General features: G+C 59.2%; 28 protein-coding genes and 2 pseudogenes. 15 read left to right on the top strand and 15 right to left on the bottom strand.

All coding sequences use genetic code 11. From position 1 onward, the window contains the following. Window positions 1-5 precede the first annotated feature (5 nt). Entirely contained in the window at window positions 6-1,031 is a 1,026-nt protein-coding gene (locus ACIPL2_RS26595; RefSeq protein ID WP_401361385.1) for an ABC transporter substrate-binding protein, read from the top strand. 173 nt (window positions 1,032-1,204) lie between these two features. On the opposite strand, the pseudogene ACIPL2_RS26590 reads toward ACIPL2_RS26595, so the two are convergent. The 3 genes and pseudogenes from ACIPL2_RS26590 to ACIPL2_RS26580 form a co-directional block, all read right to left on the bottom strand. Continuing rightward, a pseudogene (locus ACIPL2_RS26590) lies at window positions 1,205-1,402 on the bottom strand (phage infection protein); the annotation flags it as partial. A 123-nt stretch (window positions 1,403-1,525) separates the two neighbouring features. Beyond that, complete coding sequence (locus ACIPL2_RS26585) at window positions 1,526-2,101, bottom strand: chorismate mutase (RefSeq protein WP_401361383.1); 576 nt, start codon at window positions 2,099-2,101, stop codon at window positions 1,526-1,528. Between the two features lie 197 nt (window positions 2,102-2,298). Beyond that, a complete protein-coding gene (locus ACIPL2_RS26580) occupies window positions 2,299-2,601 on the bottom strand; it encodes a hypothetical protein (RefSeq protein WP_401361381.1) in 303 nt (100 codons plus the stop codon). 114 nt (window positions 2,602-2,715) lie between these two features. On the opposite strand from ACIPL2_RS26580, the gene ACIPL2_RS26575 reads away from it, so the two are divergent. Continuing rightward, entirely contained in the window at window positions 2,716-3,105 is a 390-nt protein-coding gene (locus ACIPL2_RS26575; RefSeq protein WP_401361379.1) for a c-type cytochrome, read from the top strand. Window positions 3,106-3,228: 123 nt separating this feature from the next. On the opposite strand, the gene ACIPL2_RS26570 is transcribed toward ACIPL2_RS26575, so the two are convergent. Beyond that, the gene (locus ACIPL2_RS26570) at window positions 3,229-3,420 is read right to left on the bottom strand and encodes a helix-turn-helix transcriptional regulator (RefSeq protein WP_401361377.1); all 192 of its coding nucleotides are present in this window, start codon (window positions 3,418-3,420) and stop codon (window positions 3,229-3,231) included. After that, window positions 3,417-3,791: a hypothetical protein gene (locus ACIPL2_RS26565; RefSeq protein WP_401361375.1), complete on the bottom strand. Its 375-nt coding sequence runs from the start codon at window positions 3,789-3,791 to the stop codon at window positions 3,417-3,419. The genes ACIPL2_RS26570 and ACIPL2_RS26565 overlap by 4 nt, the downstream gene beginning before the upstream one ends. 177 nt (window positions 3,792-3,968) lie before the next feature. Between ACIPL2_RS26565 and ACIPL2_RS26560 the strand changes: the two genes are divergently transcribed. Both ACIPL2_RS26560 and ACIPL2_RS26555 read left to right on the top strand, forming a co-directional pair. Further along, window positions 3,969-4,982 (top strand): GlxA family transcriptional regulator, encoded by a 1,014-nt coding sequence (locus ACIPL2_RS26560; RefSeq protein WP_401361373.1) that lies wholly within the window; start codon window positions 3,969-3,971, stop codon window positions 4,980-4,982. A 105-nt stretch (window positions 4,983-5,087) separates the two neighbouring features. Then, window positions 5,088-6,761 carry a hypothetical protein gene (locus tag ACIPL2_RS26555; RefSeq protein WP_401361371.1) on the top strand — a complete coding sequence of 558 codons (1,674 nt, stop codon included), beginning with the start codon at window positions 5,088-5,090 and terminating at the stop codon, window positions 6,759-6,761. Window positions 6,762-6,836: 75 nt separating this feature from the next. Here the strand turns inward: ACIPL2_RS26555 and ACIPL2_RS26550 are convergent, their stop codons facing one another. The 6 genes from ACIPL2_RS26550 to ACIPL2_RS26525 form a co-directional block, all read right to left on the bottom strand. Next, the gene (locus tag ACIPL2_RS26550; RefSeq protein ID WP_401361498.1) at window positions 6,837-7,367 is read right to left on the bottom strand and encodes a glyoxalase superfamily protein; all 531 of its coding nucleotides are present in this window, start codon (window positions 7,365-7,367) and stop codon (window positions 6,837-6,839) included. Between the two features lie 201 nt (window positions 7,368-7,568). Next, window positions 7,569-8,063 carry a PaaI family thioesterase gene (locus tag ACIPL2_RS26545; RefSeq protein ID WP_401361369.1) on the bottom strand — a complete coding sequence of 165 codons (495 nt, stop codon included), beginning with the start codon at window positions 8,061-8,063 and terminating at the stop codon, window positions 7,569-7,571. A gap of 116 nt (window positions 8,064-8,179) precedes the next feature. Beyond that, window positions 8,180-8,698, bottom strand: a complete 519-nt coding sequence (locus tag ACIPL2_RS26540; protein WP_401361367.1) for an isochorismatase family protein — start codon at window positions 8,696-8,698, stop codon at window positions 8,180-8,182. A gap of 298 nt (window positions 8,699-8,996) precedes the next feature. Continuing rightward, window positions 8,997-9,320, bottom strand: coding sequence for a hypothetical protein (locus tag ACIPL2_RS26535; protein WP_401361365.1), 324 nt, complete (start codon window positions 9,318-9,320; stop codon window positions 8,997-8,999). A gap of 691 nt (window positions 9,321-10,011) precedes the next feature. Beyond that, a complete protein-coding gene (locus ACIPL2_RS26530) occupies window positions 10,012-10,377 on the bottom strand; it encodes a hypothetical protein (RefSeq protein WP_401361363.1) in 366 nt (121 codons plus the stop codon). Between the two features lie 275 nt (window positions 10,378-10,652). Next, window positions 10,653-11,015 carry a hypothetical protein gene (locus ACIPL2_RS26525; RefSeq protein WP_401361361.1) on the bottom strand — a complete coding sequence of 121 codons (363 nt, stop codon included), beginning with the start codon at window positions 11,013-11,015 and terminating at the stop codon, window positions 10,653-10,655. 187 nt (window positions 11,016-11,202) lie between these two features. On the opposite strand from ACIPL2_RS26525, the gene ACIPL2_RS26520 reads away from it, so the two are divergent. Together ACIPL2_RS26520 and ACIPL2_RS26515 are read left to right on the top strand one after the other, a co-directional pair. Beyond that, the gene (locus tag ACIPL2_RS26520; RefSeq protein ID WP_401361359.1) at window positions 11,203-11,817 is read left to right on the top strand and encodes a cupin domain-containing protein; all 615 of its coding nucleotides are present in this window, start codon (window positions 11,203-11,205) and stop codon (window positions 11,815-11,817) included. Between the two features lie 106 nt (window positions 11,818-11,923). Next, entirely contained in the window at window positions 11,924-12,385 is a 462-nt protein-coding gene (locus ACIPL2_RS26515) for an anti-virulence regulator CigR family protein (RefSeq protein WP_401361357.1), read from the top strand. Window positions 12,386-12,440: 55 nt separating this feature from the next. Here the strand turns inward: ACIPL2_RS26515 and ACIPL2_RS26510 are convergent, their stop codons facing one another. Beyond that, window positions 12,441-12,875 (bottom strand): GFA family protein, encoded by a 435-nt coding sequence (locus ACIPL2_RS26510; protein WP_401361355.1) that lies wholly within the window; start codon window positions 12,873-12,875, stop codon window positions 12,441-12,443. Between the two features lie 75 nt (window positions 12,876-12,950). After that, window positions 12,951-13,892: a carbon-nitrogen hydrolase family protein gene (locus ACIPL2_RS26505; RefSeq protein ID WP_401361353.1), complete on the bottom strand. Its 942-nt coding sequence runs from the start codon at window positions 13,890-13,892 to the stop codon at window positions 12,951-12,953. 102 nt (window positions 13,893-13,994) lie between these two features. Here ACIPL2_RS26505 and ACIPL2_RS26500 point away from each other — a divergent pair, with 102 nt between their 5' ends. The 4 genes from ACIPL2_RS26500 (at window position 13,995) to ACIPL2_RS26485 (ending at window position 18,557) form a co-directional block, all read left to right on the top strand. Next, a complete protein-coding gene (locus ACIPL2_RS26500) occupies window positions 13,995-14,684 on the top strand; it encodes a winged helix-turn-helix transcriptional regulator (protein WP_401361351.1) in 690 nt (229 codons plus the stop codon). Window positions 14,685-14,774: 90 nt separating this feature from the next. Next, a complete protein-coding gene (locus tag ACIPL2_RS26495; protein ID WP_401361349.1) occupies window positions 14,775-15,266 on the top strand; it encodes a hypothetical protein in 492 nt (163 codons plus the stop codon). Window positions 15,267-15,560: 294 nt separating this feature from the next. After that, window positions 15,561-17,015, top strand: coding sequence for a DUF1254 domain-containing protein (locus ACIPL2_RS26490; RefSeq protein ID WP_401361347.1), 1,455 nt, complete (start codon window positions 15,561-15,563; stop codon window positions 17,013-17,015). Window positions 17,016-17,063: 48 nt separating this feature from the next. Beyond that, window positions 17,064-18,557 (top strand): DUF1254 domain-containing protein, encoded by a 1,494-nt coding sequence (locus tag ACIPL2_RS26485; RefSeq protein ID WP_401361345.1) that lies wholly within the window; start codon window positions 17,064-17,066, stop codon window positions 18,555-18,557. 81 nt (window positions 18,558-18,638) lie between these two features. On the opposite strand, the gene ACIPL2_RS26480 is transcribed toward ACIPL2_RS26485, so the two are convergent. Next, window positions 18,639-19,268, bottom strand: a complete 630-nt coding sequence (locus tag ACIPL2_RS26480; RefSeq protein WP_401361343.1) for a LysE family translocator — start codon at window positions 19,266-19,268, stop codon at window positions 18,639-18,641. A gap of 170 nt (window positions 19,269-19,438) precedes the next feature. Between ACIPL2_RS26480 and ACIPL2_RS26475 the strand changes: the two genes are divergently transcribed. After that, the gene (locus tag ACIPL2_RS26475) at window positions 19,439-19,774 is read left to right on the top strand and encodes a hypothetical protein (protein ID WP_401361341.1); all 336 of its coding nucleotides are present in this window, start codon (window positions 19,439-19,441) and stop codon (window positions 19,772-19,774) included. Between the two features lie 44 nt (window positions 19,775-19,818). Then, window positions 19,819-19,899 (top strand): annotated as a pseudogene (locus tag ACIPL2_RS26470) (transposase); the annotation flags it as partial. A 28-nt stretch (window positions 19,900-19,927) separates the two neighbouring features. Here ACIPL2_RS26470 and ACIPL2_RS26465 read toward each other — a convergent pair. Beyond that, window positions 19,928-20,728 carry an SDR family NAD(P)-dependent oxidoreductase gene (locus ACIPL2_RS26465; RefSeq protein WP_401361339.1) on the bottom strand — a complete coding sequence of 267 codons (801 nt, stop codon included), beginning with the start codon at window positions 20,726-20,728 and terminating at the stop codon, window positions 19,928-19,930. 106 nt (window positions 20,729-20,834) lie between these two features. Between ACIPL2_RS26465 and ACIPL2_RS26460 the strand changes: the two genes are divergently transcribed. The 3 genes from ACIPL2_RS26460 (at window position 20,835) to ACIPL2_RS26450 (ending at window position 23,507) form a co-directional block, all read left to right on the top strand. After that, window positions 20,835-21,359: a MarR family winged helix-turn-helix transcriptional regulator gene (locus ACIPL2_RS26460; protein ID WP_401361337.1), complete on the top strand. Its 525-nt coding sequence runs from the start codon at window positions 20,835-20,837 to the stop codon at window positions 21,357-21,359. Between the two features lie 136 nt (window positions 21,360-21,495). Continuing rightward, on the top strand, window positions 21,496-22,236 hold the full coding sequence (locus ACIPL2_RS26455; protein ID WP_401361335.1) for an SDR family NAD(P)-dependent oxidoreductase: 741 nt from the start codon (window positions 21,496-21,498) through the stop codon (window positions 22,234-22,236). Between the two features lie 86 nt (window positions 22,237-22,322). Continuing rightward, window positions 22,323-23,507 (top strand): MFS transporter, encoded by a 1,185-nt coding sequence (locus ACIPL2_RS26450; protein WP_401361333.1) that lies wholly within the window; start codon window positions 22,323-22,325, stop codon window positions 23,505-23,507. Window positions 23,508-23,876 lie beyond the last annotated feature (369 nt).

Raw genomic sequence — 23,876 nt, 5'->3', positions numbered from 1 at the left:
CCGCCATGCCGATACGCGTCTGGAAATCATCGATCGTGTTGCTGTCTGCCGCCGCGCTGTTGCTCAGCGGTTGCAGTGACTCGGTCGAGAACAAAACCTCATCCGCTACGAAGTCTGACTTGTCCGGCGTCACGCTCATCCTGGGCGATCAAGCCAAGGGATTGCGTACGGTGGTCGAGGCGTCGAACGCCTTCGACGGCATCGACTACAAGGTTGAATGGGCGAACTTCCAGGGCGCCGCGCCGCTGTTTGAAGCCTTGCGCGCCGGTGCCGTCGATCTGGCACCGGCCGGCGATACGCCGGTACTCGCCGCCGCGACCGGAGGCACGCCGTTGCGCATCGTCGCGGTACGACGCAGTCAATCAAGGGGGATTGCGATCCTGGTGCCGGCTGACTCGGCGATCCACAGCGTCGCGGATCTGAAGGGCAAAAATGTCGTGGTGTCCTCGGCCCGAGGCAGCATTGCCCAGTACCTGTTGATTCGCGCACTGGCCAATGCCGGGGTCGATGAGAAGGACGTCAACGTCGGCTTCGTCCTGCCGACCGATGCCTTGTCCGCATTCAATGCCGGTAAGATCGAGGCCTGGGCCACGTTCGGTATCTATCAGGCCTTCGCGGAACAGCAGGGCGCGCGGGTGCTGATCAGCGGCGAGGGCATCAACACCGGGCTGACGTTTATTACCGCCTCCGATGAAGTCCTGACCGACCCGCTCAAGCGCAAAGTGCTCAGCGACGTGTTGCAGCGTTTCGCCAAGGCGTTCGAATGGGCCCAGAAGAACCCGGACGAGTACGCGCGGGTGTTTGCCACGGTCAACGACATTCCGCTGGACGTCTCGCAGCGGCTGCGCAGTTGGGGCGACGAATCGCTTCTGCCGGTGGAGGAACGGGATGTTCAGGCGTTGCAGCAAGTCGATGACTTGTTCGTGGAAAAGAAGATCTTTCCCCATCGCGTCGATGTGCAAAAGCTGACGGACACTCAAGTGTTTTCGGCGGAGTCGTTGGTGTTGAGCCAGGCAGCTTCCACGAAGTAGACCTCTGCAGGGTTGTCCCGCTCCCTTGCGGTAGCACACGGCGAGCCGAAAACGAGAAAAGCCCTGCAAGCGTAAACCTGCAGGGCTTCTCGGTCAGGCTGAATGACTCATTAAACCCGGCTGATCAGGCCGGGTTTTTTGCTGAGTACGGTCTAGCCATTTATTCAGACGGCGCGGCTTTCGATCAGACGATCCGAACCACCTTCAGCGACGCGGCTTTCGATCAGACGATCCGAACCACCTTCAGCCACACGACTTTCAATCAGACGATCCGAGCCGCCTTCAGCGACAACCGGGTGAGTCGAGGTCGCGGCGAACGCGTTAACTGCAAAAACCGAGAAAGCGATGCTGAGGAGGGTTTGGCGTTTCATGATCGTGTGCTCCGGGGTGTAGTTGTTTGGTATGGAGGCGATGTTACGCCCCGGAGTTTTTAAGAGAACTTCATTGAGTTAATGGTGACTATTGATGCAGTCAATGGCTGCCTGAAACGGGGTTTACCGGTCATTGTTGGCGATACAGAGCTCCCCGGTGGCGCGTATCAGCGCCTGACCATGCAGTTGATCCTTGATCAGGTCGGAACGTGCCGTGGCGAGCCAGTCTGCGCAGTTCGGATCCTTGCGATAGGGCGCGAAGGCGGCGTATTGCTGCAACAGAAGGGTTTGCAGCTCATCCAGCCGTGGCCTGATTTGCTTGGCCAGGTCCGGCCGTGGCGTGTCAGGCGCCTTGCCCGCGGCTTTCCACTGAGCGAGCAGTCCATATTGCACCAGCTTGTTGGCTTCAATCTGCGCAGCGATCAATTCGGCGACTTCTGTCGGATTCAGCTTGCGGTCAACAGCCATCTTCCTGGCATTGGCGATGACTTGCGCCTCCCGGTCGGAGTCCTGAATCGGCTTGCCACTGTCCCACTTGGTCAACGCCACGAGATCAGCAATGCTCAGGCGTTCGTTCATCGTCACCAGCAGCGGTTGCAAACTATCGGGCACCGGAGAGGGCGTGCTGGCCTGCGCGCCGCCAGCGAGTAAACCGAACAGGGCGCAAGTCAGCAACGGCAGGCGTGGAAAGTGAAACATGGGGCAAACCTCAATGAGCGCGGGATTCACAATCACGATGTGTATCACAAGTGAGCCAAATCGAAGAAGAGCGGCTTGGGGTAACTGCTGAAAACAGTAGCGTCTTTGCGGGGCTGATCCGTGGATAATCAGACTGCAGGAGCGCGGCCACCCTGTACCCACTGGCGTTTTCGTTGAAGCGCTTTGACGGGGTGAATTCAGCCGCGTGTCTCTGCCAGCAAACGCTCAACCTGCGCCAGTTCCCAGGTGCTGAGCAAACTGACCGGGTCAGTGCCGTAACGTTGCCAGCTGTCCAACTCACCCTCGCGCCCGTCCGGGCTCTGGCAGCGTTGGCAGTGGCGCAGGTGGTCGCCGTCGACATCGAGCGTCAGGTGCCAACCTTCGATATTGACGTGTACCTGGCCGGGGTCGGACTGTGTGTCGAGGCGCTGCAAACGGCGAACGCCCAGGGCGGCGTCGCGCAATTGCTGGTAAACCTCGCGGGTGGTCAGGGGTGGCACGGATGTCTCCATTGAGGCCATGGCCTGCGTAGAATCGGGGTGCACAGGATAGCCGATCATGGTGAAATCGCCGCCGGGCTTGTGCTGTGAACACCCTTTGATTTGGAACCCGATATGAAGAAAGCCGCGTTATTCACCTTCGCCGTGCTGCTCAACGGCGGAGTGTTCAGCATGCCAGCCAACGCGGCCGGCGATGCTGAGGCGGGTGCAACACTGTTCAAGCGGATTTGCGGCGGTTGCCATCAAGTCGGGGAGTCAGCGCGCGGTGGATTTGGTCCGCAGCTCAATGGCATTTTCGGGCGCCTTTCCGGGAGCGCGGCGGACTACCAGTATTCCGCTGCGATGAAATCGGCCGGCATCGTCTGGACCCGCGAAACACTGACCGCGTACCTCGAAGATCCCAAAGCCGTCGTCCCCGGTACCCGCATGATTTTCTGGGGCCTGAGCGATCCGGAAAAGATCGAAAACCTGCTGGCCTACCTCCAGACATTCCAGCCGCAATAACCCAAACCCTGTAGGAGCGAGCTTGCTCGCGATGGACGTTAACGATAACGCGTGTTCACGGGAAAAACCTGGCGCCCTCGGGCTCATCGCGAGCGAGCTCGCTCCTACAACAGGAATGGTTTTTCACTCATCCTCAAAAATCGCCTCAATGGGCAATTGAAAAGCCCGGGCAATCTGAAACGCCAATGGCAGGCTCGGATCGTACCGGCCGTTTTCAATCGCGTTGATCGTCTGGCGTGAGACATTCAGCCGTGCGGCCAGGTCCACCTGCGACCACTTGAGCTCGGCGCGCAGTTCTTTCAGTCGGTTTTTCATTGATAGCGGCGTCGGGCAACCATCAGCCCGATGATCCACATCAAGCCCATCACCGGCCACACCATCAGCCACGAGAGATGTGGGAAACCGACATTCTCCAGAAAGCCGTAGCTGAAAGTCAGCAACGCAGAGGCGGCAAACGCAAAACCGAGGGCCTCGAACTGGATGCGCAAATGCATTTCATCCATGCGCCGAAGGTTGCGCACGATGGCCCAGCACATCAGGCCGGCCGGTATCACCGGCGCCAGCGTAATGGCAATGCGCAGCGGCAGGCCGAAGTTTTCCTGATGCTGCAGCAGCGTCAGCGACACCACCAGAAAAACCGCATACAAGGCCAAAGCTGCGCCCAACTCGTAGTAGTACCGTCGCATTTTTCATCATCCTTATGTAAAACGTCCTTTACATATTCGTCGATGAAATCGAGGATGTAAAGGACGCTTTACGTAGGGCTTGCAGGCAACGCTGTGGTTTTGAAAGATCTGCAGTTAGCATTGCACTTATCAACGCACCAACGACACGTTGGTTAACGTCACGGAGTGGGTCAAACATTGATCGAACGACGCCAATTCAGCGGAGGGATGAAAGGGAAAAATCTCCGCTATCTGAATGAAAACCCTGACCAGCCCGCGCAAATGACTCGCGCCGGTTTTTTGCTGCTCGAGCATTTCTCGCTGCCGGCGTTCACCCAGGCACTGGATACGATCGTCACCGCGAACCTGCTGCGCCCCGGGTTGTTTTCTTCCCGGACATTCGGCCTGAATGACGGCGAGGTCATCAGTGATTTGGGTCTGGTTATTCGGCCAGACGCACGTCTCGAGTGTTCAGCCATTAAAGATCTGGATTTGCTGGTCATTTGCGGCGGCTACCGGACAGAACTGAAGGCAACTGACGAGCTCATCAACCTGCTCCGGACGGCGGCAGAGCGGGGTGTCATTCTGGCGGGGTTGTGGAATGGCGCCTGGTTCCTCGGCAGCGCCGGCTTGCTTGACGGCTACCGCTGCGCCATTCACCCCGAACATCGCCCCGCACTCTCGGAAATTTCCAAGGCCACGCATGTCACCAGTGAGCCCTACGTCATCGATCGGGACCGGCTGACCGCGTCCAGTCCTTCGGGGGCGTTCCATATGGCGTTGGACTGGATCAAGGGACTGCACGACAAAGCCCTGGTCGAGGGCATCGAGGACATTCTGGCGTTCGAGGAGTCGCGCTACCGGCGCATCAAGCCGACTGAAAATATCTGCGTGAGCGCGCCCTTGCGAGAGGTGGTGAAGTTGATGGATGCCAACCTCGAAGAGCCGTTGGAACTGGAACAACTGGCGGTCTACGCCGGCCGTTCTCGTCGACAACTCGAGCGCTTGTTCAAGGAGCAACTGGGCACCACGCCGCAACGCTATTACATGGAGTTGCGCATCACCGAGGCGCGGCGGTTGCTGCAGCACACGGAGCTGTCGCAGGTGGACGTGTTGGTGGCCTGTGGGTTCGTTTCGCCCAGCCATTTCAGCAAGTGCTACAGCTCGTATTTCGGCTACAGGCCTTCCAAGGAAACGCGACTTATCAAGTAACAATTTTTGCCAGGGGCTGGTTTCCGCCTGTCGGCGGCTGCACTGTCCAGCCAAAAAAGTCGGGGTATGCTGGTTCTCTTGAGCTCTGGTCGAGAGGATAAACCGATGCCTGACTATTACGATTTGGGCACTTACAGCCGCCCGGTGACGACCCGTTCGCCACAGGCGCAGCGCTGGTTCGATCGTGGATTGTTATGGTGTTACGGCTACAACCACGACGAATCCATCCGCTGTTTCCGCAAGGCCCTCGAACACGACCCCGATTGCGCGATGGCCTACTGGGGCATCGCCTACGCCTCGGGCCCGAACTACAACAAACGCTGGGACGCCTTCATCGAGCAGGAGTTGAAAGAGGCCGTGACCCAGGCCCGACAGGCGACGCACACCGCGCTGGCGCATCTCGACGGCGCGACAGCGGTGGAGCAAGCGCTGATCCGCGCGCTGGACCAACGTTACCAGGCCAACGAGGCCGCCAGCGTTGAACAGCTCTTCAGCTGGAACGATGCCTACGCGGCGTCCATGCGCGATGTCTACACAGCCTGGCCCGACGATCCCGACGTGGTTGCGCTGTTTGCCGAAGCGCTGATCGACCGCACGCCGTGGCAACTGTGGGACCTGAAAACCGCTCAACCGGCACCGGGTGCCGACACCCTCGAGGCCGTCGCCGTGCTGGAGCGGGCCCTGCAACGCATGGAGCAACACGGCGATGCGCCGCACCCCGGCGTGCTGCACATGTACGTCCACACCATGGAAATGTCGCCCTATCCGGAGCGGGCATTGCGCGCCGGCGATGTCCTGCGCGACCTGGTGCCGGACGCCGGGCATCTGCGCCACATGCCGTCGCACATCGACGTGCTGTGTGGCGATTACCGAGGGGCCTTGATCACCAACAGCCGGGCGATCCTGGCCGACAGCAAGTACCTGGAACAAGAAGGGCCCATCAACTTCTACACCCTGTACCGATGCCACAACTACCACTTCAAACTCTACGCGGCGATGTTCCTCGGCCAGTACCAACCGGCGCTGGAAGCCGCCGATCAACTGATCGCCACCATCAAGGAAGAGCTGCTGCGCGTGGAGCAACCGCCCATGGCCGACTGGCTGGAAGGCTTCGTCTCGATGAAGGTCCACGTGCAGATCCGCTTCGGCAAATGGCAGGACATCCTCGCCACGCCGTTGCCGAACGATCAGGCGTTGTACTGCGTGACCACCGCGATGCTGCATTACGCCCGAGGCGTGGCGCACGCGGCCACCGGATATATCGCCGGGGCAGAAGCCGAACAGCGTCTGTTCCTCGAAGCCTGGACCCGAGTGCCGGACACCCGCTACCTCTTCAACAACACCTGCAACGACATTCTGGCGGTCGCCGCCGGCATGCTGCGAGGGGAAATCGAGTACCGCAAAGGCAATTACGACGAGGCTTTCACCCACTTGCGCGAAGCACGCGCGCTGGACGACAACCTGCCTTACGACGAGCCATGGGGCTGGATGCAACCGGTTCGGCATGCGCTGGGCGCGTTGCTTTTGGAACAGGGCAGGGTAGAAGAAGCCTTGCAGGCCTACCGAGCCGACCTGGGACTGGACAACACCCTCAGCCGTGCGGCCTGGCATCTGGACAACGTGTGGAGCCTGCACGGTTATGTGGAATGCCTGAAACGCCTGGGCCGGGACGCCGAAGCCGCCGCCGCGAAAATCCGCCTCGACCTGGCTATGGCCCGGGCCGACGTGGAGATCACAGCCTCGTGTTTTTGCCGTGTGGGCGCGCGTTGTTGCAACTGACTTCAGCCGTAACGCAAACCCTTGTAGCCGCTGGCGCAGCCTACGGCTACAAGGGTTGCGTTGTGGCATATCGGCTCAGCTTTGGCAGAACCGCAGTCGATTACCGAAAGGGTCATAGACTTCCAGAACTTGCCCCCAGCCCTGCTCAACGATATCCGGACGTCCGTAGCCGTAGCGCTTGGCCAGTAACTCATCCCGAAGCAGCTCGATATTTTGCATCGGGATAAACACCGTCGACCCCGGGCTGGCATCGCCATGATGTTCGGAAAGATGCAGCTGCAGACCGTTTCGGCTGATGCCCAGGTACAACGGTAGATCGGCTTCGAACCGGTGCTCGAATTCGACGCTGAAGCCTAGGAAATCAAGATAAAACTCGCGCGCCTTGGCTTCGTCAAACATCCGCAAGATTGGAATGGGTTTGTCGAACGTCACCGTGGGTTGGGGGTTTTCCTGGGGCAGCATCGCGGACGCGGTGTTCCAGTCCTTGTAGCCCAGTTGCTGCGCGACCAGTTCCAGCGCGGTTGAGTGCGGCACCGCTTGATCACGCGCCGCTAGCGAGGCACGCAACCGCTTGGCCATTTGCTTGGCTTGCTCGTTTGAAAACATGACTACTCCTGTAGTCGAGGCATCGTGGTGCTCGCGTTGCCAAACCTCGACCGTCAAGAGAAGCGACAGGATTTGGTAAAGAAGAAATGCTTTCACCTTTCCTTTCGGAAGCGAGCGGCGGGCAGCATCGGCCCGCGCTGATCATACACAGCCGCGAATGAGTGCGGAAGTTTTTGCCAGCAGCTCGCGGTGTCAGGCGACCTACCGACTGTGCGCGACGGCGGCCAGTTGCTCGGTATCGACGCGAACAAAAATCGAGTCGCCAACAGCCGTCAGCACGTCGCCTGCGTAGACCTCGCAGATGACACGGGTTTTGCGCCCGACGTCGCCTTCAACTTTTGCCCGCAGCGTCAGCGGTACACCCATCGGGCTCGGCTTGATGAACTTGATGCCAAGGTTGCCGGTGACGCAGTTGATCCGGGGCAGACTGGCCGGTTCGCGCTGTTCCAGGCGGTAGTGATAGGCCATTGCCGTCCAGTTTGAATGACAGTCGACCAGCATCGCGATCAATCCGCCGTACACCAGCTCCGGCCAGCCGCAATACCGGGCATCAGGCAGATGCTCGGCCATGACATGCACGCCGTCCTCATGCCAGAAACTCTTGATGTGCAGCCCATGCGGATTACCGCTGCCGCAGCCGTAGCACACGCCGTCAGGCGCGGCTGTGTCTTGCAGGGAAGTGTCGAGCCTGGACATACCTTGGTCATCCTCAGCAATGTGAACCAAACCTGGCGGATTTTAACTCTGAACGGATGAAGTACAACCCAGAGCCGACAGATCGACCCTTACTCGAGCCGATCTCTCGATATTGGTTAGAAGCGCCAATCCTCAGCCTGAATGACACGACAGAAGGGACCCGCCAGGGTCGCATTGTGATGAGCGACGATATGCTCAGCGTTCAGCGCAGGGGTGTCGCTGCAAGTATGGCCGTCGGCGATCAGCACGCCATCGAACCCAAGATCTCGTGCGGCACGGCAGGTGCTGTCGACACAATACTGGGTCTTCATTCCTGCAATGATCACACCTTGAGCGCCACAGGCCTGTAGCCGCTCGGCCAGGTCAGTCATGACGAAGGCATTGGGTCGGCTTTTTTCGAAGATCACTTCGTCGCCACGTAGCACCAGTTCCTGTACCAGTTGAGTCAGCGGGCTTCCTTGTTCGAAAGGAGAGCCGGGCGGACCGATATGGCGAGCAAGAAAAATGGGTGCACCTGCCTGCCGGGCTTTGCTCAGTAGATTGTTCAATGTATTTAGCAGCGCTTCGCCAGCCCAGGGTTTATCCGGGCCATGAAACAACCCAATCTGCATATCGAGAATCAACAGTGCGTGCATCGTGCTTTCCTTGCGTGTGGGCCAGCGACACAAGGGCAAAAGAAAAGGCCCTGTCCATCGCTGGCGGGCCTTTTGAAGTTCGTGCGTTATTGGCTCACGACACTTCTCACGACCCGCCTTGGGCGGTCGTGGTCGTGGTGGTCGAGGCAATACGTGGTTGAGTCATGCGGTTGACAGTATCTGTGCGGTACCGGATTGGCAAGTGGGCCCAGCGCTGCCGCCCGGATTACCGCAGGCATAAAAAAACCCGGTTGATGAGACCGGGTTTTTTATCGAGTCGTACGGTAAAACCATTCATTCACGCAGCGCGGCTTTCGATCAGACGATCCGAACCACCTTCGGCGACGCGGTTTTCGAGCAGACGATCCGAACCACCTTCGGCGACGCGGTTTTCGAGCAGACGATCCGAACCACCTTCGGCGACGCGGTTTTCGAGCAGACGGTCAGAGCCACCTTCAGCGACGCGGTTCTCGATCAGACGATCCGAACCACCTTCAGCGACGCGGCTTTCGATCAGACGATCCGAACCGCCCTCAGCGACAACCGGGTGAGCAGAGGTAGCGGCGAAAGCGTTCACTGCGAAAACCGAGAAAGCGATGCTGAGGAGGATTTGGCGTTTCATGATGGTGTGCTCCGGGGTGTAGTTGTTTGGTATGGAGCCGATGTTACGCCCCGGAGTTTTTAAGAGAACTTCATTGGGATGATGGTGACTATCGATGCCGGCAATGGATGGATGAACCGGATGTCAGGAGGAAATAGCCGCCCCATTCTCTTGATGAAACGTACGTTCCAACGCATCCAGGCGAATGGTGCTCAGGCCCAGCGTCTCCACATCGTGCGCCGTGTTCTGCGCGATAGCCTGCACAGACTGAATGACTCCAATGCCGATCGACTGACCCTGTGGAGAGGGAGCTTGCTCCTGTTGCGCGAGCACGGAACGCTCAACGGAAGCAAACTCCCTCGCCACAGGGTCAGTGGTCATTTTTGGTTGGGTAGAGATGTACAGGAGAAACCGGGGAGAGAGTAGCTGTTGGCCATCACTCTGGTGTGTACGACGTCGCTGCTGGAGAACAATGTCAGATTTAGAGGCAAGATATGCAGAATTGGCGGGGTAGTAGATGAAAGTCTGACAGCAGAGAAGGAAGTTTCAGCCGCAACGCACACCCATAGCAGCTGCCGAAGGCTGCGTTCGACTGCGAAGCCGTCGCCAGACCCGACACCGCAGCATGTCTGATAAGCGGCGGCGTCCCGATTCACGACGGCTGCGCCAGCTGTTACGGATCGCGTTATGGCTTGACTGATTGCTTTAACCGCTAGGCGACAAGCTCGACATAGCTGGACTCCCCACCTCCCGTCGCGCCCGACAACCAACCCCATACGAAGCTCAGTGTCGTGCGACCGGCGTGATCGACGCCTACCGTGCCACGCGACCACCCGGCAAGCATCTCGCCCTCCGTGGTCAAACACTGAAAAAGAAGTTCGATGGTGTCGGCGCCCGTCACGCGCCCGACTTGCTGACCCAGACGGATCCGGCCGCCTTGGTAAGTGCCCGAAATGGCACCGTCCTCGACCTGGTAATGAAAGACGGTGCCTGTACCGGATAGCCCGTGGGTATTGTCCGCTACGGTAAATCGGCGATTGTTCAAACGCTCGCTGATTTGAGAGAAGGTGGTTTCCATAATGTCGCTTCCTTTGGTCGAGATGATCCATTCCAGCGATGATCGTATCGGATGAAAGCAGTGCCGTGAATGAAACCTGTAGGAGCGAGCTTGCTCGCGATGGACGTTAACGATACCGCGTGTTTGCTGGATAAACGCATCGTCCTCAGGTCCATCGCGAGCAAGCTCGCTCCTACAGGGGCTGCGGCCACTTCATCGATTTTGGCGACGTATTCGAACACGAAAAAGCCCGGCTGATCAGGCCGGGCTTTTTAGCTATTACGGTGATGCGATGTTTATACAGCGCGGCTTTCGATCAGACGGTCAGAACCACCTTCGGCGACGCGGTTTTCAATCAAACGATCCGAACCACCTTCAGCAACGCGGCTTTCGATCAAACGATCCGAACCACCTTCAGCCACACGATTTTCGATCAGACGATCCGAACCACCTTCAGCCACACGGCTTTCAATCAAACGATCCGAACCACCTTCAGCAACGCGGCTTTCGATCAAACGATCCGAACCACCTTCAGCCACACGACTTTCAATCAGTCTATCCGAGCCGCCTTCAGCGACAACCGGGTGAGTCGAAGTAGCGGCGAATGCGTTAACTGCAAAAACCGAGAAAGCGATGCTGAGGAGGGTTTGGCGTTTCATGATCGTGTACTCCGGGGTGTTGTTGGTTGGTATGGGGCTGATGTTACGCCCCGGAGTTTTTAAGAGAACTTCATTGACGTGATGGTGAACATCGATGGCGTTGATAGGGCGAACGGGCTACTTCCGGTGAGCGTGATGATGGGCAGCAGCCCATGCAGCGCACTGATTACATTGCGTATCAACTGTAATGCGCGCCAACGCCATTTTCATCAATGCCAATGGCAAATACAGTAAACAGCCGATTGTATTGAGCGGCGACTCGCCACAATTTACCTACCGAATTTACAGCGCGATTAAGGTGCCTTTCATGTTTCAGAATTTTATGAAGCCTGCTTGTCTGGCCGTTCTTCTTGCCGCCAGTGCAGCCATGCCGTTCGTCCAGGCACAACCCTTGCCACTCGATAAAGTCGGCGCCCTACATAATGAAGACGTGGAGTGGCGCAGCTTTCCGGCGTTCCCCAAAGAAGTGAAACTGGCGGTATTGGCCGGCGATCCCAGTAAACCCGCACCGTACGTGGTAAGGGTCAAAGTGCCCAATGGCACCCAATTAATGCCCCATACACATCCCGAAGACCGCATCTACACCGTCATGTCCGGTGTTTTCTATATTGGTTTCGGTTCTGTTTTTGATCCGGCCAAGCTGGTTGCTTATGGTCCCGGCAGCGTCGTCATACTCCCGGCGAATACACCCCATTTCCACTGGGCCAAATCAGGAGAATACATCTCGCAAGTTTACGGCACAGGCCCGTTGGGCCTTGAGTACATTGATAGCCATGATGATCCTCGTAATGCATCGAAATAAGAGGATCTCGGGTAGCGCTTGAGTGTCGATGGGAGAACATGGAACCTACATCATCAATCGCGTCTAAATTACACAGAGATGTCCCGCCACTGCGAAGGAACGAATCATGCTCAGATCCCGCTCATTGATCGCTGCAATGACATGCCTTGCGCTGGTCTCCGGTTCAGCGCCTGCATGGGCCGATCCTGGTAATGGCAAGGGCCAGGGAAACGGCAAGGGAAATCCACAAACCACTCAGGCTCATGGCAACCAGGGTGGCAAGGGCAAAAATGCCGGGGGCGGCGATTGGGATAATGGCCCAAGCATCAATCGCGGCAGCGTTCTCGGGATTGTTGGCGGTTATCGGGACTACTGGAGCCCAGGACCTGCATTGCCACCCGGCATTCAAAAGAACCTCGCGCGAGGCAAGCCGCTCCCGCCGGGGATTGCCAAAAAACTGGACGGCCGGTTAATCGGCCGGTTGCCTCATTACGATGGCTATGAATGGCAGCAAGCGGGCACCGACTTGATACTGGTCGCGCTGGCGACCGGGCTCATCTACGAAGTTCTCAACGGTGCTTTTGATTAATAATTGAGTGGCCCGGGCAATGGGCATGATCCGTATGCCCGTTTTGCCCGTAGCGTTATTCTTCCACACTGATGCCCGAGCCCCCTATTTCGTTGGGAACATCCTTCAGCTTGGGTAACCCATCCTTGATGCGCAGCACGGTCTCTTGATAGTGGACGTGGGCGCCTGGCGAATACGCGAGATCCGGAATCACCGCAGCGTAAACGTCGATGAGCCCCATTTCCGGATGCTCGGTAAAAATGTGTCCACCGCAGGTTTTGCACCACTTGCGCAGGCTCCGCGGTGTCTTGTTATAGGTGCCAATGTTGTCAGCGCCCCGAGTGATTTGCAGCGCTTCGGGTTTCCACAGGGTGAAGGCATTGACCGGGCCTGCTGACCAATGCCGACACGACTCGCAATGGCAATAGCCCATCGCGGCAGGCTCGCCGCTGACGGTGAACTCGACTGCGCCGCAAAAACAACGGCCCTTGTAAGAGCGTTCGATACTCATGGCATGACTCCTTGATCAGTTGTCAGGCGATATCGCCGGGCATGGCAGGGATCGCCAGAACGTTGCGTGCCGCCATCACCCATCGATGTGGCGCACCGCTGTCGCCGGCGTGCGCCGGACCTGCAGTTGGAAAATGTCCGGGCGCGCGTAATGCCCGGTGACGTCGAGCGCCCGCCGCGCGGGTGCTACGAGTGCGACGTCGATGTCGGCATACAGAATGCCTGCCTCACGGTGTAGCGGGCCGGCCACGACCCGGCCTTGAGGATTGACCACCACCGAGTCGCCGTCGTTGATCCATTCTTCCGGGTCGGGGAACAGTTGCGCGCGCGCCGGGAAGTCGTCGGGGATGTCGCTGCCGCGCAGCGCGGTGCCACTGCCGAGCACCCAACAGCGGCCTTCAAGGGCAATGTGACGCATCGTGCTGATCCAGCCATCGCCAGTGTCGTAGGTGGGGGCGACGTAGATTTCCACCCCTTGGGCATACAGTGAATAACGGGCCAGTGGCATGTAGTTTTCCCAGCAGATAAGCGCGCCCACGCGGCCGACCGGTGTGTCGACCGTACGCAACCCGGATGCATCACCGAAGCCATGCATCATCCGCTCGGGATTCGTTGGCATGAGCTTGCGGTGTCGGTTGAGCACCTCACCGCTCGCGCCGATAACGACTACGCTGTTATAGAGCGTGCCGCCGCCATTGCGTCGGTCGCGTTCATTGAGGCCGCACACGATTGTTACGGCGTGAGCCCTGGCTGCCTCGCACAATGGGTTCAAGTCACCGTTCGCGATATCGACGGCGTTGGCCAACAGCCGCGTGTGCAACTGGCCCATGACAGCTCCGTCCTTTCCCGCCGCCAGCCGCCAGATCCACGACGGGTAACCCGGAATGAACGATTCGGGCAAAACGATCAGCGCCGCTCCCGCCGCCGCCGCCTCGCCGACCGATTGCACGGCTCGGGCGAGGGTAGCGCTGCGATCGAGCAGCACGGGCGGGCGCTGAATAATGGCTACCTGGGTCATGGCGTTCTCCTTTGGCGGTTGCTTTGGAGGTTTCAGCGTGCGCGTGGCGAAGGGGCGGGGCTAGTTCAAAATCTGAAGCGTTGCAGTAGCGGAGCCCAGGCGATGGAAGACAGCTACGGTCAGTTCTGCACGGTTGCGCGCGGTGCCGAAGCACTGTGCGAGCGCTGGACACCGTTAGTGGTGCGCGAGCTGCTGTGCGGCAGTAAACGGTTCAATGAACTGCATCGCGGCGTCCCACGGATGTCCACGAACCTGCTGACGCAGCGGCTGCGCCATCTGGAAGAGATCGGTGTCGTGCATCGCACGGCCGTGGGCAAAGTCTGGGAGTACGGCCTGACCGAGGCGGGCGAGGAATTGCGCCCCATCATCATGGCGCTCGGCCATTGGGGCGCGCGCTGGATCGGCAGTCGCCTTCGCGATGACGAACTCGACGCGGGTTTGCTGATGTGGGACGTGCGCCGGTTCGCGCGCGTCGATGAGTTCCCGTCCCGGCCGGTGGTCATCCACTTCAAGTTCCGCGACGCACGGCCCGGCGAGCAAGCGTGGTGGCTGGTGGTTGAACAGGGCGTGGCCGACCTGTGTCGCGACGACCCGGGGCGCGAACTGACGCTTATCGTCGACGCCAGCGTGCGGGCGTTGACCGAGGTGTGGACGGGCGACCGCACACCGAAAGAAGTGCTTCTATCGCGGGAGCTGCGTGTAGACGGCGCCGCGCAGGATGCGCACAACCTGTGGCGCTGGCTCGGCACGAGCGCGTTCGCCGGGACCCGGATTGCGGCAGCCGCTCGGTAATCTCACGGGGCATTCCACCTGTCGCAGCACTTGAACTGCCGAGGGGTTATCAGGTCATAAAGACCGCGATATCACCCCTTGGAAGCCATCATGTTATTGAAAAATAAAAGTCTCATCGCTGTCATGTCATGCGCCCTGATGCTTGCAGCCGCGCCATTGCTCCCTACTGAACTGTCTGCCATGAATTCCGCCTATGCGAAAGACGGTGGTGGTGGTGGTGGTGGTAACGGCGGTGGGAATGGTGGAGGCAACGGCGGTGGCCATGGTGGCGGTACAGGTGGCACAGCCGGCGGTCACAGTGGTTCGGATCACTCTGGCGGCGCTAACAGCAACGGCCGGGGCAATGGCCTGGCCAGCGATCACGCGGGCAAGGCGGTTCGCGACCATGGTGAAAGCGGAAACCACTTCGGCAGTGAGCGCAATGGTGATCGCGGTCATGGCTCCACAACTTCAGGCATAGCCCATTCCAAAGATACCCGTGGCGTGACCAAAGCGGGTGCAATCGCAGCCTCGACACCTGGAGATCACAACTCGAAAGGGTTGAGCAAAGCCGGGTCGTCAGCCGCCAAAAAATCGCACTGATCGCAGAGGGTTTGAGCCTCGCGTCATAAAAATCCGATTAAGAAGCCCGCTATAAAGCGGGCTTTTTTTGCCTTCGGCATCGGGCAGTCATCCGGTCAAAATCGGCAATCGCCAAGAGCGGCTCGACCAAAGCTGGCTTTCGGGAGGTAGCGCTGGCCTAGTGAAAAAAGAAATAAGCAGCCCATGTGCTCATGCCCTTTTCTGGATGATTCAGATTCCTCTGCTAGATTTTCTATCGAAGTGTTTACTGCCAAGAACACGTCTTACGAAAACTCCAAGCAAGGAAGCGCCTTCATGACCAAACCCCCTCTATTCACCCTTTGCCTGCTCGCGACGGCGATGTTTCTCGGTGCGACTGCCGTGCAGGCACAGAGCGAGCCGGTGGCTTCGGTGCCCGGGCCTGAAACGGACGTGAAGGTGACCGAAACCTATGTGCGCATGATGGCGCGCGAGGCGTATTTCTGGGGTTGGCCGATGGCCAACATCTATAATCGGCGGCTGAAATTCAAGGATCTGCCGGAAGCCGGCCTGATGGGCGGCATCGTGCCGGTGGCGCCGATCAATCATCTGTCGATGCTCACCGATTACATCTCGCCAGGGGAACGCCTGGTAGCGTGCCCGAACCAGGACGTGGTCTACGGCGCCGGCAGCATTGCGCTGGATCTGGAACCGGTGGTGCTCCAGGTGCCGGATTTTGCTGATCGTTTCTGGGTGTACCAAGTGGTGGACCTGCGCTCCGACAGCTTCGCCGAGCTGGGCAAGATGTACGGCACCAAACCCGGTTTCTACCTGTTGGTGGGCCCGGATTGGAACGGCAAGGTGCCTGATGGCATCACCCAGGTATTCCGCGCTAAAACCAACACCGGTTTCGTGATTCCACGAGTGTTCCAGGACGATACCGCCGAGGATCGTAAAGCGATTCAGCCGTACTTGTCCGGCATCGATATGTACCCGGTGTCCCAGTACGACGGCAAACTCAAACAGCGTGACTGGAGCAAGTCGCCGAAATTCCCGGCAGAAGCCGCAGGTGCCGAAGAAACCCGCTGGGTGCTCCCGGAAAAATTCTTCGATGAACTGCCGGCGCTTCTCAAGGACGCCAAGCCGCTGCCTGGCGAAGAAGCCCGTTATGCGCAATTGTCGGTGCTGGCGCAGATCGCTCAGCGTGATCCCGAGCTGAAAAAGGCCATGATCGACGAGGCGCAAAAGTCGGATGCCGAGGTGGTCAAGCCGCTGTTGCAGTTCCGCAACTATGGCAAGCAGTTGCCCAATCACTGGAGCACTATCGACAACGGCGCAGCGTTCGGCACCGATTACTTCCTGCGCACGGCGGTGGCCCGTTCGAACATCTTCGTCAACAAGCAGATCGAGACCAAGTACTTCTACCAGGACCTGGATCAGTCCGGTGCGCGGCTCAATGGCGGGCAGCGCTACAGCGTGACGTTCGCTAAAGATGCCTTGCCACCGGTAAAGGGTTTCTGGTCACTGACCTTGTATAACGAACAGCATTTCTTCGCGGAAAACCCGCTGGGCCGTTATTCCCTGGGCACCAAGAACAAATCGCTCAAACCCAATGCCGACGGTTCGCTGACGCTGTACGTGCAGAGCGATTCCCCGGGTGCCGACAAGGAAAGCAATTGGCTGCCCGCGCCGAAGGGCGCCGACTTTTCGCTGTACGTTCGCGCCTATTGGCCTGAAGCCGCCGCAATGAACGGCCACTGGGCGCCGCCAGCGGTGGTCAAGGTCAACTGAAAGCCGTGCCAAGCCTCACCTTCAAACTGCGCCACATAAGGACATCCCATGAGCAGCTTGCGTAATACCCTGACCGCCCTGGCAGTGGCGGTCTCCCTGAGCGGTGTCGCCGATGCCGCTTCGCGTTACGAAGAACTGGCCAGCCAGCCTTTCGAAAACGGCTTCCCGACCGAGGCCACCGCCCGCAGCCTGATCGACGAGCTGATTTTCCAGCGCGCTGTGCAGTCGTATCTCTGGTCGTTGCCGGCCATCAACATCTGGTCGATGAAGGAAGCGTCGGAGAAGCAGTTCGGTGCCGGCTACAACATCCTGCCGACCTGGAAGAAACGCATCAACGCCAAGACGTTGGTGACCACGCCGAACTCCGATCTGGTCTACGCCATGAGCTATCTGGACCTGGCGAAATACGGTCCGCTGGTGGTCGAAGCACCGCCCGGCGTGCAGGGCATGTTCGATGATTTCTTCCAGCGTCCCATCGTCGGGCCGACCATCGATGGCAAAACCTGGCGCGGTGACGTCGGCCTGGCCGGCCCCGACAAGGGCAAGGGCGGCACCTATGTGTTGCTGCCGCCAGGCTACACCGGCCCGGAACCCACCGAGGGTTTCGTCTACCGCTCGCGCACTAACAATGTGTTCCTGTTCTGGCGCACCTTCTTCAAGGACCCGAAAGACCTGAGCGTGCCGGTGGCCGAAGTCGAACGCACGAAAATCTATCCGCTGGGCAAGAAGGAGTCGGCGCTGCCGATGCAATTCCCCGATGCCACCGGCGCGCCGATCAACATGCTGTTCCCCGAGGACGGTCGTTACTTCGATCTGCTGTCGCGCTTCATTGAAGCCGAAGCGGTCGACCCGGCGGACATGGACATGCGCGGCTTCCTGCACACCCTCGGCATCGAAAAGGGCAAGGCGTTTGCCCCGGATGCCGAGCGACGCAAGCTGCTGGATGAAGCGGCACGCACCGCGTTCAAAATGAGCAAGGTGGTCACCAGTCATCTGTTGATGAAAGAGCCGGGCGGTCTGTACTACACGGACCGCCAGTACGTGAACACCTTCGCCGGGGAAAACACCGAGTTCCAGTCCAGCGGCACCTTCACCAACCTTGAGCAGCGTGTGGCGTTCTTCACCTCTGCCTATTCGGACAGTCCGGGCATGGTGATGAACATGGTCGGCGCCGGCGCCAAGTATCCCGCCACCACACGTGATGCCGACGGCAAGTTCCTCGACGGCGCCCACACCTACAAGCTCAACCTGCCCGCCAACGTTCCGGCCGCGTTGTTCTGGTCGGTGACCGCTTACGACAACCTGACGGCCTCGGGACTCGACAACGGCCAGCCGTTCCCGTCGCTCAATCAGATGGACAAACCGGTGCAGAACAGCGACGGCTCGACCGACCTCTACTTTGGCCCCGAATCACCGGGCGAAGGCAAGAACTGGATCAAGACCGTTCCGGGCAAAGGCTTCCTGGTGATTGTGCGTTTGTACGGTCCCAAGCAAGCGTTTTTCGACCAGAGCTGGAAGCCCAGTGATTTGATCAAACAGTAACGATGAACTTGCGTTGCCCCCGTTAAACGGGGCAACGCAAACCAACGGGTGAGAGACACGTCGAGTCGTCCTGGTCCGCCTTCAAACCGGCCGATTGAGCACCAGCAAGCGTGCCGCCAGAACGGTCATGACCGCCGCGAAGCTATAAGCACCCAGGCGTTTAGACACGATGCCTTCGCGAAGACGCCCATGCAGCCGTCCGGCGCCTAATCCGAGCAGGGAATGGAAGATCAATGCAATCAGCGCAAGCAGCAACCCCAGGAACATCAATTGCGAGGTGACGCTGCCGCCACCCACAGAGACGAACTGCGGCAGGAATACCATGAAGAACAACAACGCCTTGGGGTTTAACAGGCTGTTGAGCGTGGCGCGGGCAAAGATCTGGCGCATCGAAGCCTGTATAGCTTGAGTAGCCGTATCCGCAGGCGGAGCCTTCAATGCCTGCCAGGCCAACCCCATCAGATAGCAAGCACCGGCCCACCGCAGCAAGTCAAACGCCGGAGCCCAACTCATGACCAGCGCACCCAGTCCCGTGCTCACCGTGACGGTCATCACCACATCGGCCAGGGTTATTCCCAGCGCGGCAGCGAGGCCGGCGCGCCAGCCGTGGGCGACTGCATGGCTGGTGACGATAGCCATGTTAGGGCCGGGCACGATCAGCAACAGCAAGGCGGCAACAATGAACAGGTAGAGGTTAGTGGCGTCCGGCATAAGGTAATACCTCCTCGGGGGAGGCGTCATGCTAACTGGCGGTAGCCAGGCAGAAGCAGATACAGTGGGGATGGATTTGGCCGCTACAGTCAGGGTGTGGAGAGGTAAACGACTGTCCGAGACTGTGCATAATGCCGTCATCGCACTTCCACCGACTTGATTGGCCCCTCATGACACTGACACTTTTCGTCTTCGCCTTTCAGTTCATTGCCGGAGTCGTGGGCACTTGTATCGTGCTACCCCGTCCTGGCGTTATCCCGCGATCTACGAGGAACATCGACCACCCCTCCAAGCCTTGGCGAATTTTTTACCGGGTCATGGCCCTCTGCATGTGCAACCTGGGGGCGTGGCTGATGATCATGATTCCACTGGCCAGCCTCAATACCGGCGACCTATCGGACGTCACTCGCGCATTGCTACTGCTGGTTCTACCCATTCCCTTGCTCATCGTCTTCTATTGGCTGCTTGCTAAAGCAGTGCGCAGGCAGGTCAGGGATTCAAAATAAGCCTGTCTCATGAAAAGGGGGGGTGAGGCGATATCGCCTATTCGCTAATCGCGGATTATTGCCACGGCATTCGCTCAGAGCGGCGGTTATGCGAAGAGGCACACTTGAACCTGGCGTATCGCTGGGTGGCGTAACGTGTGACGGGTCAGGTTTTCAAGACACCTTGTAGCGCGGTGCCGGAATACCGGTCTGGGTCGCGCCGAACAGTTCTGCCCGGGCTGCGTCGTATTTGTCCCACAGTGAAAAGTCCGCCACCGACGGCCAGGTGATGCTTTCGCCTTGATCGAACCCGGCCAGCGCCGCGTCGACCAGGTTTTCCGTGGTCATGACGGCTTCTTTGCGCAGTGCGGACAGCGGGATGCCGGACTCATCCCAGATTTCCGTGGCGGTGGAGGCGGGCAGGACTACCTGGACCTTGACGCCTGTTTCCGCCAGTTCAGCCTGCAAGCCACGACTGAACGCCAGCACGAAACTCTTGGAGCCGCTGTAGACGGAACTCACCGGCAGCGAGTGCAATGCCAGCACCGAGGCGACGTTGATGATCACCCCTTTGTTGCGGCTGAGCATGGCCGGCAGCGCCGCATGGGTCAGGCGGGTCAGGGCGGTGATATTGAGGGCGATCTGGGTCATGGAATCGCCGACGGATGACTCGGCGATCGGGTGCAGCCTGGCGAGGCCGGCGTTGTTCACCAGCACGCGGATCGCCGGGTTGGTGGCGAGGATCTTTTCCACCTGGGCCAGATCGTCCGGGTTGACCAGGTCGGCACGAATCGTCTTGACCAGCCGGCCATGGCCGGCGGAAATTTTTTCGGCCAGGGCATCGAGGCGATCCTGGCGTCGCGCCACGAGGATCAAGTCGTAGCCACGGGCAGCCAGCCGATCGGCATACACCGCGCCGATTCCGGAAGAAGCGCCGGTGATGAGGGCAATTTTCTGAGTGTCATTTGTGGACATGGGCATCTCCGATGCATGAGTACTCAATCAATATGATTGAGGGCTCAAGTATAGAGGCCGGGACGTTCCGCTTGTCAATGGTTTTGCCCTCAATCATTCTAGGAGGATGAAGAACTCAAAAACCTCCTCCCGAGATACCGCCGACGCCTCCGACCTCGACCTGCTGGGCGAAGTGGCGTGTACCAATACCGCGTTGCGCCGCGCCGCCAGGCGCCTTGGCAACCTGTATGACGAAGCGCTCGCGCCCATTTCCCTGAAGGCCACGCAAATCGGAATGCTCGCCCAGATCAGCCGCTTTCCGAGCGCCGACGGGCATGACGGGCCCACCTTGCAGGAGTTGGCAGGGCTGCTGGCGATCCAGATGTCTGCTATCTCCCATGCCATGAAACCCCTGGTGCGCGACGGCATTGTCGAGTTGCAGCAAGACGCGCTGGACAAGCGGACCAAACATTGCGTGCTCACCCCTAAGGGCGACCAGCTTCTGGCCGAAGCGCTGGTGCTGTGGCACGCCGCCAACGAACGGGTCGAAACCGTGCTGGGGCCGTCGTCGGCGGCGTTGCTGCGCCAGTTGGCGGATGAGATTGCCTCCGATGAATTCCTCAGCGAGTTCAACCATCTGACTGCCGAGTAAAACCTCGGCTTTTTGCTGCGTAGGGCTGTTTTTTTCATTCCTGATCATCATGCTAACTGGTTGCATTATAGAACCGATATTGATACAACTGCTGTGGTTTCATAAATAAACCACTTGCATGGGAAGGAGGTTCGCTATGCAGCAGCCAACAGCATTGATAGTCGGGGTGGGTTCTGAGCAGGGGCTGGGCGCGGCGATCAGTCGGCGTTTTGCCCGTGAAGGCTTTCATGTCCTGTCCGTCGGCCGCACGGGGGCGAAACTCGACGTGGTGGTGAATACCATCAAACAACGAGGCGGCAGCTCAGAGGCGGTGGTCTGCGACGCAACGGAAGAGCGCGAAGTGCTGCGGCTTTTCGAGTATGCGATGCGGCCGGTGGCCGGTCGTGAAGCGCCCAGCGTCGTGGTCTTTAACGCGGGTAATAACGCGCATATTCCCCTGCGCGAATTGAGCGCGTCGCAGTTCGAGGCGTTCTGGCGCATCGGCTGTTATGCAGGCTTTCTGGTCGGTCGCGAGGCTGCGCGTTATCTGGTCCCCAGGGGCGCCGGCACCCTCCTGTTCACGGGGGCATCGGGCAGCCTGCGGGGCAGGTCCGGTTTCGGCCATTTCGCCGCGGCGAAATCCGGGCTGCGGATGCTCAGCCAGAGCATGGCCCGGGAGTTTGGACCGCAGGGCATCCACGTTGCGCATGTGGTGGTCGACGGCGGGATCAATGGCGAGCGCCTGCGGGTGCTCAGGCCTGAGGTGGTCGCCCAGCGCGGCGAGGACGGTCTGCTGGACGTCGATGCCATCGCCGAAAACTATTGGCACCTGCATCGGCAGCCGTTGACGGCATGGACGCAGGAACTCGATTTAAGACCGTTCAAAGAACACTTCTGAATTCACCACACGCTTTGGTTTAGCCGACGGCAGGGGCAGGGTCCCCGGCCTCGCCGTGGCCGCTCAAAAAGACATAGGTAAGACTCATGGTTTCAAGCACGTTAGACAGTGAAGGCGTCACCCCCTATTCGTGGTTCGGCGTACTGGCCATCGCGCTCGGCGCGTTCGCCCTGGTGGTCACGGAGTTTCTCCCGGTGGGATTGCTGCCGGGCATTAGCCGGGATCTGGGGATCTCCGAAGGCACGGCCGGCCTTGCGGTCACGGCCACCGCGCTGCTGGGGTTTCTCGCGGCACCCATCACCGCCATGTCGATCGGCAAAACCGACCGGCGTCTGGTGCTGTTGGCGCTGACGGTTTTGCTGGTCATCTCCAGCCTCATGTCCGCCCTCGCCAGGAACTTCGAAATGCTGCTGATCGCGCGGGTCATCCTGGGGGTGGGCGTCGGTGGTTTCTGGGCGATTTCGATCACGGCGGCGGCGCGGCTGGTGCCGGACGAGAAAGTGCATGCCGCCTCGTCGATCGTGTTTGCCGGCATCTCCATCGGCTCGGTGGTGAGCGTCCCGGCTGGCTCCTACATCGGCGCGCATTATGATTGGCGCATCGCGTTCATGGCTGCCAGTGTGCTGGCTGTGGTGGTGTTGCTGATTCAACTGGTCGCGCTGCCGAAAATCCTCATCGACCACGGCATCAAGCTGAGCAATTTTTTCGGCCTGCTGAAGTCGGCGAAAGTCAGGGGCATTTTCCTGGCGGTGATCTTCATCGTCGCCGGGCAGTATTTCGGGTACACCTTCGTCACGCCGTATCTGGAACAGGTCACCGGGGTCGATACCAATGTGCTGAGTACGTTGTTGTTCATCTATGGCGTGGGGGCAGTGGCTGGTAATTTTCTGGGTGGATCTTTCGCTGGCAGAAATCTGCAATTGACGGTGATGGCGACCGTGGTCATTTTCCTGATTGCGCTGATCTGCATGGCGGCGTTCGCCAGTCATGTGGTCATCGTCACCCTCAGCCTGATCGTCTGGGCGATCTCCTGGGGTATGGCGCCGGTCGGCACGCAATTGTGGCTGTACAACGCCACCCGAAATGACCCCGAAGCCGCGCAGGCGGTCAATACCAGCGTATTCCAGTTGTCCATCGGACTGGGCTCACTGATGGGCGGCGCAGCCGTCAATACCATGGGACTGCACAGCTCGATGTGGCTCGGGGCGCTGGTGCTTGTGTTGGCGGTGGCAACGGTGTTGAAGGTGGGGCGTATGGATCGGCGGGGGTGAGGGGGAAACTGTGGGCGAGCCTGGTTGCGGTAATGCGGGCATTCAGGTAGCCAGCGTTATCGTTGACGACCGTCGCGAGCCTGCTTGCTTCTACAGTGGTGGGTGGTGTTCATACAATTTGGGTACGCCACAACACCTGTGGGAGCTGGCTTGCCAGGGTAGAAACCGGAGAGATCCTTTACGTTTTAAACCTGAGACATCGTTTACAGGTACGAAATACGGTCAGGAGGTGCCTGACCATGTCCTGGAATCGAGAGTCCCCAATGGATCAACGGGGAGTGTCATAAATTTTGTGTTCGGGCATAACATGTTGCAGAGGTGCATGTATGCCGACCAAAAAGAAACCGGCCAGTAAGGCCCAGCGTGACC

This window comes from Pseudomonas sp. NPDC086251, from assembly GCF_044746405.1.
Taxonomy (GTDB): Bacteria; Pseudomonadota; Gammaproteobacteria; order Pseudomonadales; family Pseudomonadaceae; genus Aquipseudomonas.
Note: the sequence above shows the minus strand (reverse complement) of the source record. Positions and strands in the feature narration are given on the sequence as shown.

Bases quoted from the DNA above. Each gene is read 5' to 3' on its own strand.
- ACIPL2_RS26595 (WP_401361385.1), top strand. From the start codon at position 6: ATGCCGATACGCGTCTGGAAATCATCGATCGTGTTGCTGTCTGCCGCC.
- ACIPL2_RS26585 (WP_401361383.1), bottom strand. From the start codon at position 2,101: ATGTTTCACTTTCCACGCCTGCCGTTGCTGACTTGCGCCCTGTTCGGT.
- ACIPL2_RS26575 (WP_401361379.1), top strand. From the start codon at position 2,716: ATGAAGAAAGCCGCGTTATTCACCTTCGCCGTGCTGCTCAACGGCGGA.
- ACIPL2_RS26570 (WP_401361377.1), bottom strand. From the start codon at position 3,420: ATGAAAAACCGACTGAAAGAACTGCGCGCCGAGCTCAAGTGGTCGCAG.
- ACIPL2_RS26565 (WP_401361375.1), bottom strand. From the start codon at position 3,791: ATGCGACGGTACTACTACGAGTTGGGCGCAGCTTTGGCCTTGTATGCG.
- ACIPL2_RS26555 (WP_401361371.1), top strand. From the start codon at position 5,088: ATGCCTGACTATTACGATTTGGGCACTTACAGCCGCCCGGTGACGACC.
- ACIPL2_RS26550 (WP_401361498.1), bottom strand. From the start codon at position 7,367: ATGTTTTCAAACGAGCAAGCCAAGCAAATGGCCAAGCGGTTGCGTGCC.
- ACIPL2_RS26545 (WP_401361369.1), bottom strand. From the start codon at position 8,063: ATGTCCAGGCTCGACACTTCCCTGCAAGACACAGCCGCGCCTGACGGC.
- ACIPL2_RS26540 (WP_401361367.1), bottom strand. From the start codon at position 8,698: ATGCACGCACTGTTGATTCTCGATATGCAGATTGGGTTGTTTCATGGC.
- ACIPL2_RS26535 (WP_401361365.1), bottom strand. From the start codon at position 9,320: ATGAAACGCCAAATCCTCCTCAGCATCGCTTTCTCGGTTTTCGCAGTG.
- ACIPL2_RS26530 (WP_401361363.1), bottom strand. From the start codon at position 10,377: ATGGAAACCACCTTCTCTCAAATCAGCGAGCGTTTGAACAATCGCCGA.
- ACIPL2_RS26525 (WP_401361361.1), bottom strand. From the start codon at position 11,015: ATGAAACGCCAAACCCTCCTCAGCATCGCTTTCTCGGTTTTTGCAGTT.
- ACIPL2_RS26520 (WP_401361359.1), top strand. From the start codon at position 11,203: ATGCGCGCCAACGCCATTTTCATCAATGCCAATGGCAAATACAGTAAA.
- ACIPL2_RS26515 (WP_401361357.1), top strand. From the start codon at position 11,924: ATGCTCAGATCCCGCTCATTGATCGCTGCAATGACATGCCTTGCGCTG.
- ACIPL2_RS26510 (WP_401361355.1), bottom strand. From the start codon at position 12,875: ATGAGTATCGAACGCTCTTACAAGGGCCGTTGTTTTTGCGGCGCAGTC.
- ACIPL2_RS26505 (WP_401361353.1), bottom strand. From the start codon at position 13,892: ATGACCCAGGTAGCCATTATTCAGCGCCCGCCCGTGCTGCTCGATCGC.
- ACIPL2_RS26500 (WP_401361351.1), top strand. From the start codon at position 13,995: ATGGAAGACAGCTACGGTCAGTTCTGCACGGTTGCGCGCGGTGCCGAA.
- ACIPL2_RS26495 (WP_401361349.1), top strand. From the start codon at position 14,775: ATGTTATTGAAAAATAAAAGTCTCATCGCTGTCATGTCATGCGCCCTG.
- ACIPL2_RS26490 (WP_401361347.1), top strand. From the start codon at position 15,561: ATGACCAAACCCCCTCTATTCACCCTTTGCCTGCTCGCGACGGCGATG.
- ACIPL2_RS26485 (WP_401361345.1), top strand. From the start codon at position 17,064: ATGAGCAGCTTGCGTAATACCCTGACCGCCCTGGCAGTGGCGGTCTCC.
- ACIPL2_RS26480 (WP_401361343.1), bottom strand. From the start codon at position 19,268: ATGCCGGACGCCACTAACCTCTACCTGTTCATTGTTGCCGCCTTGCTG.
- ACIPL2_RS26475 (WP_401361341.1), top strand. From the start codon at position 19,439: ATGACACTGACACTTTTCGTCTTCGCCTTTCAGTTCATTGCCGGAGTC.
- ACIPL2_RS26465 (WP_401361339.1), bottom strand. From the start codon at position 20,728: ATGTCCACAAATGACACTCAGAAAATTGCCCTCATCACCGGCGCTTCT.
- ACIPL2_RS26460 (WP_401361337.1), top strand. From the start codon at position 20,835: ATGAAGAACTCAAAAACCTCCTCCCGAGATACCGCCGACGCCTCCGAC.
- ACIPL2_RS26455 (WP_401361335.1), top strand. From the start codon at position 21,496: ATGCAGCAGCCAACAGCATTGATAGTCGGGGTGGGTTCTGAGCAGGGG.
- ACIPL2_RS26450 (WP_401361333.1), top strand. From the start codon at position 22,323: ATGGTTTCAAGCACGTTAGACAGTGAAGGCGTCACCCCCTATTCGTGG.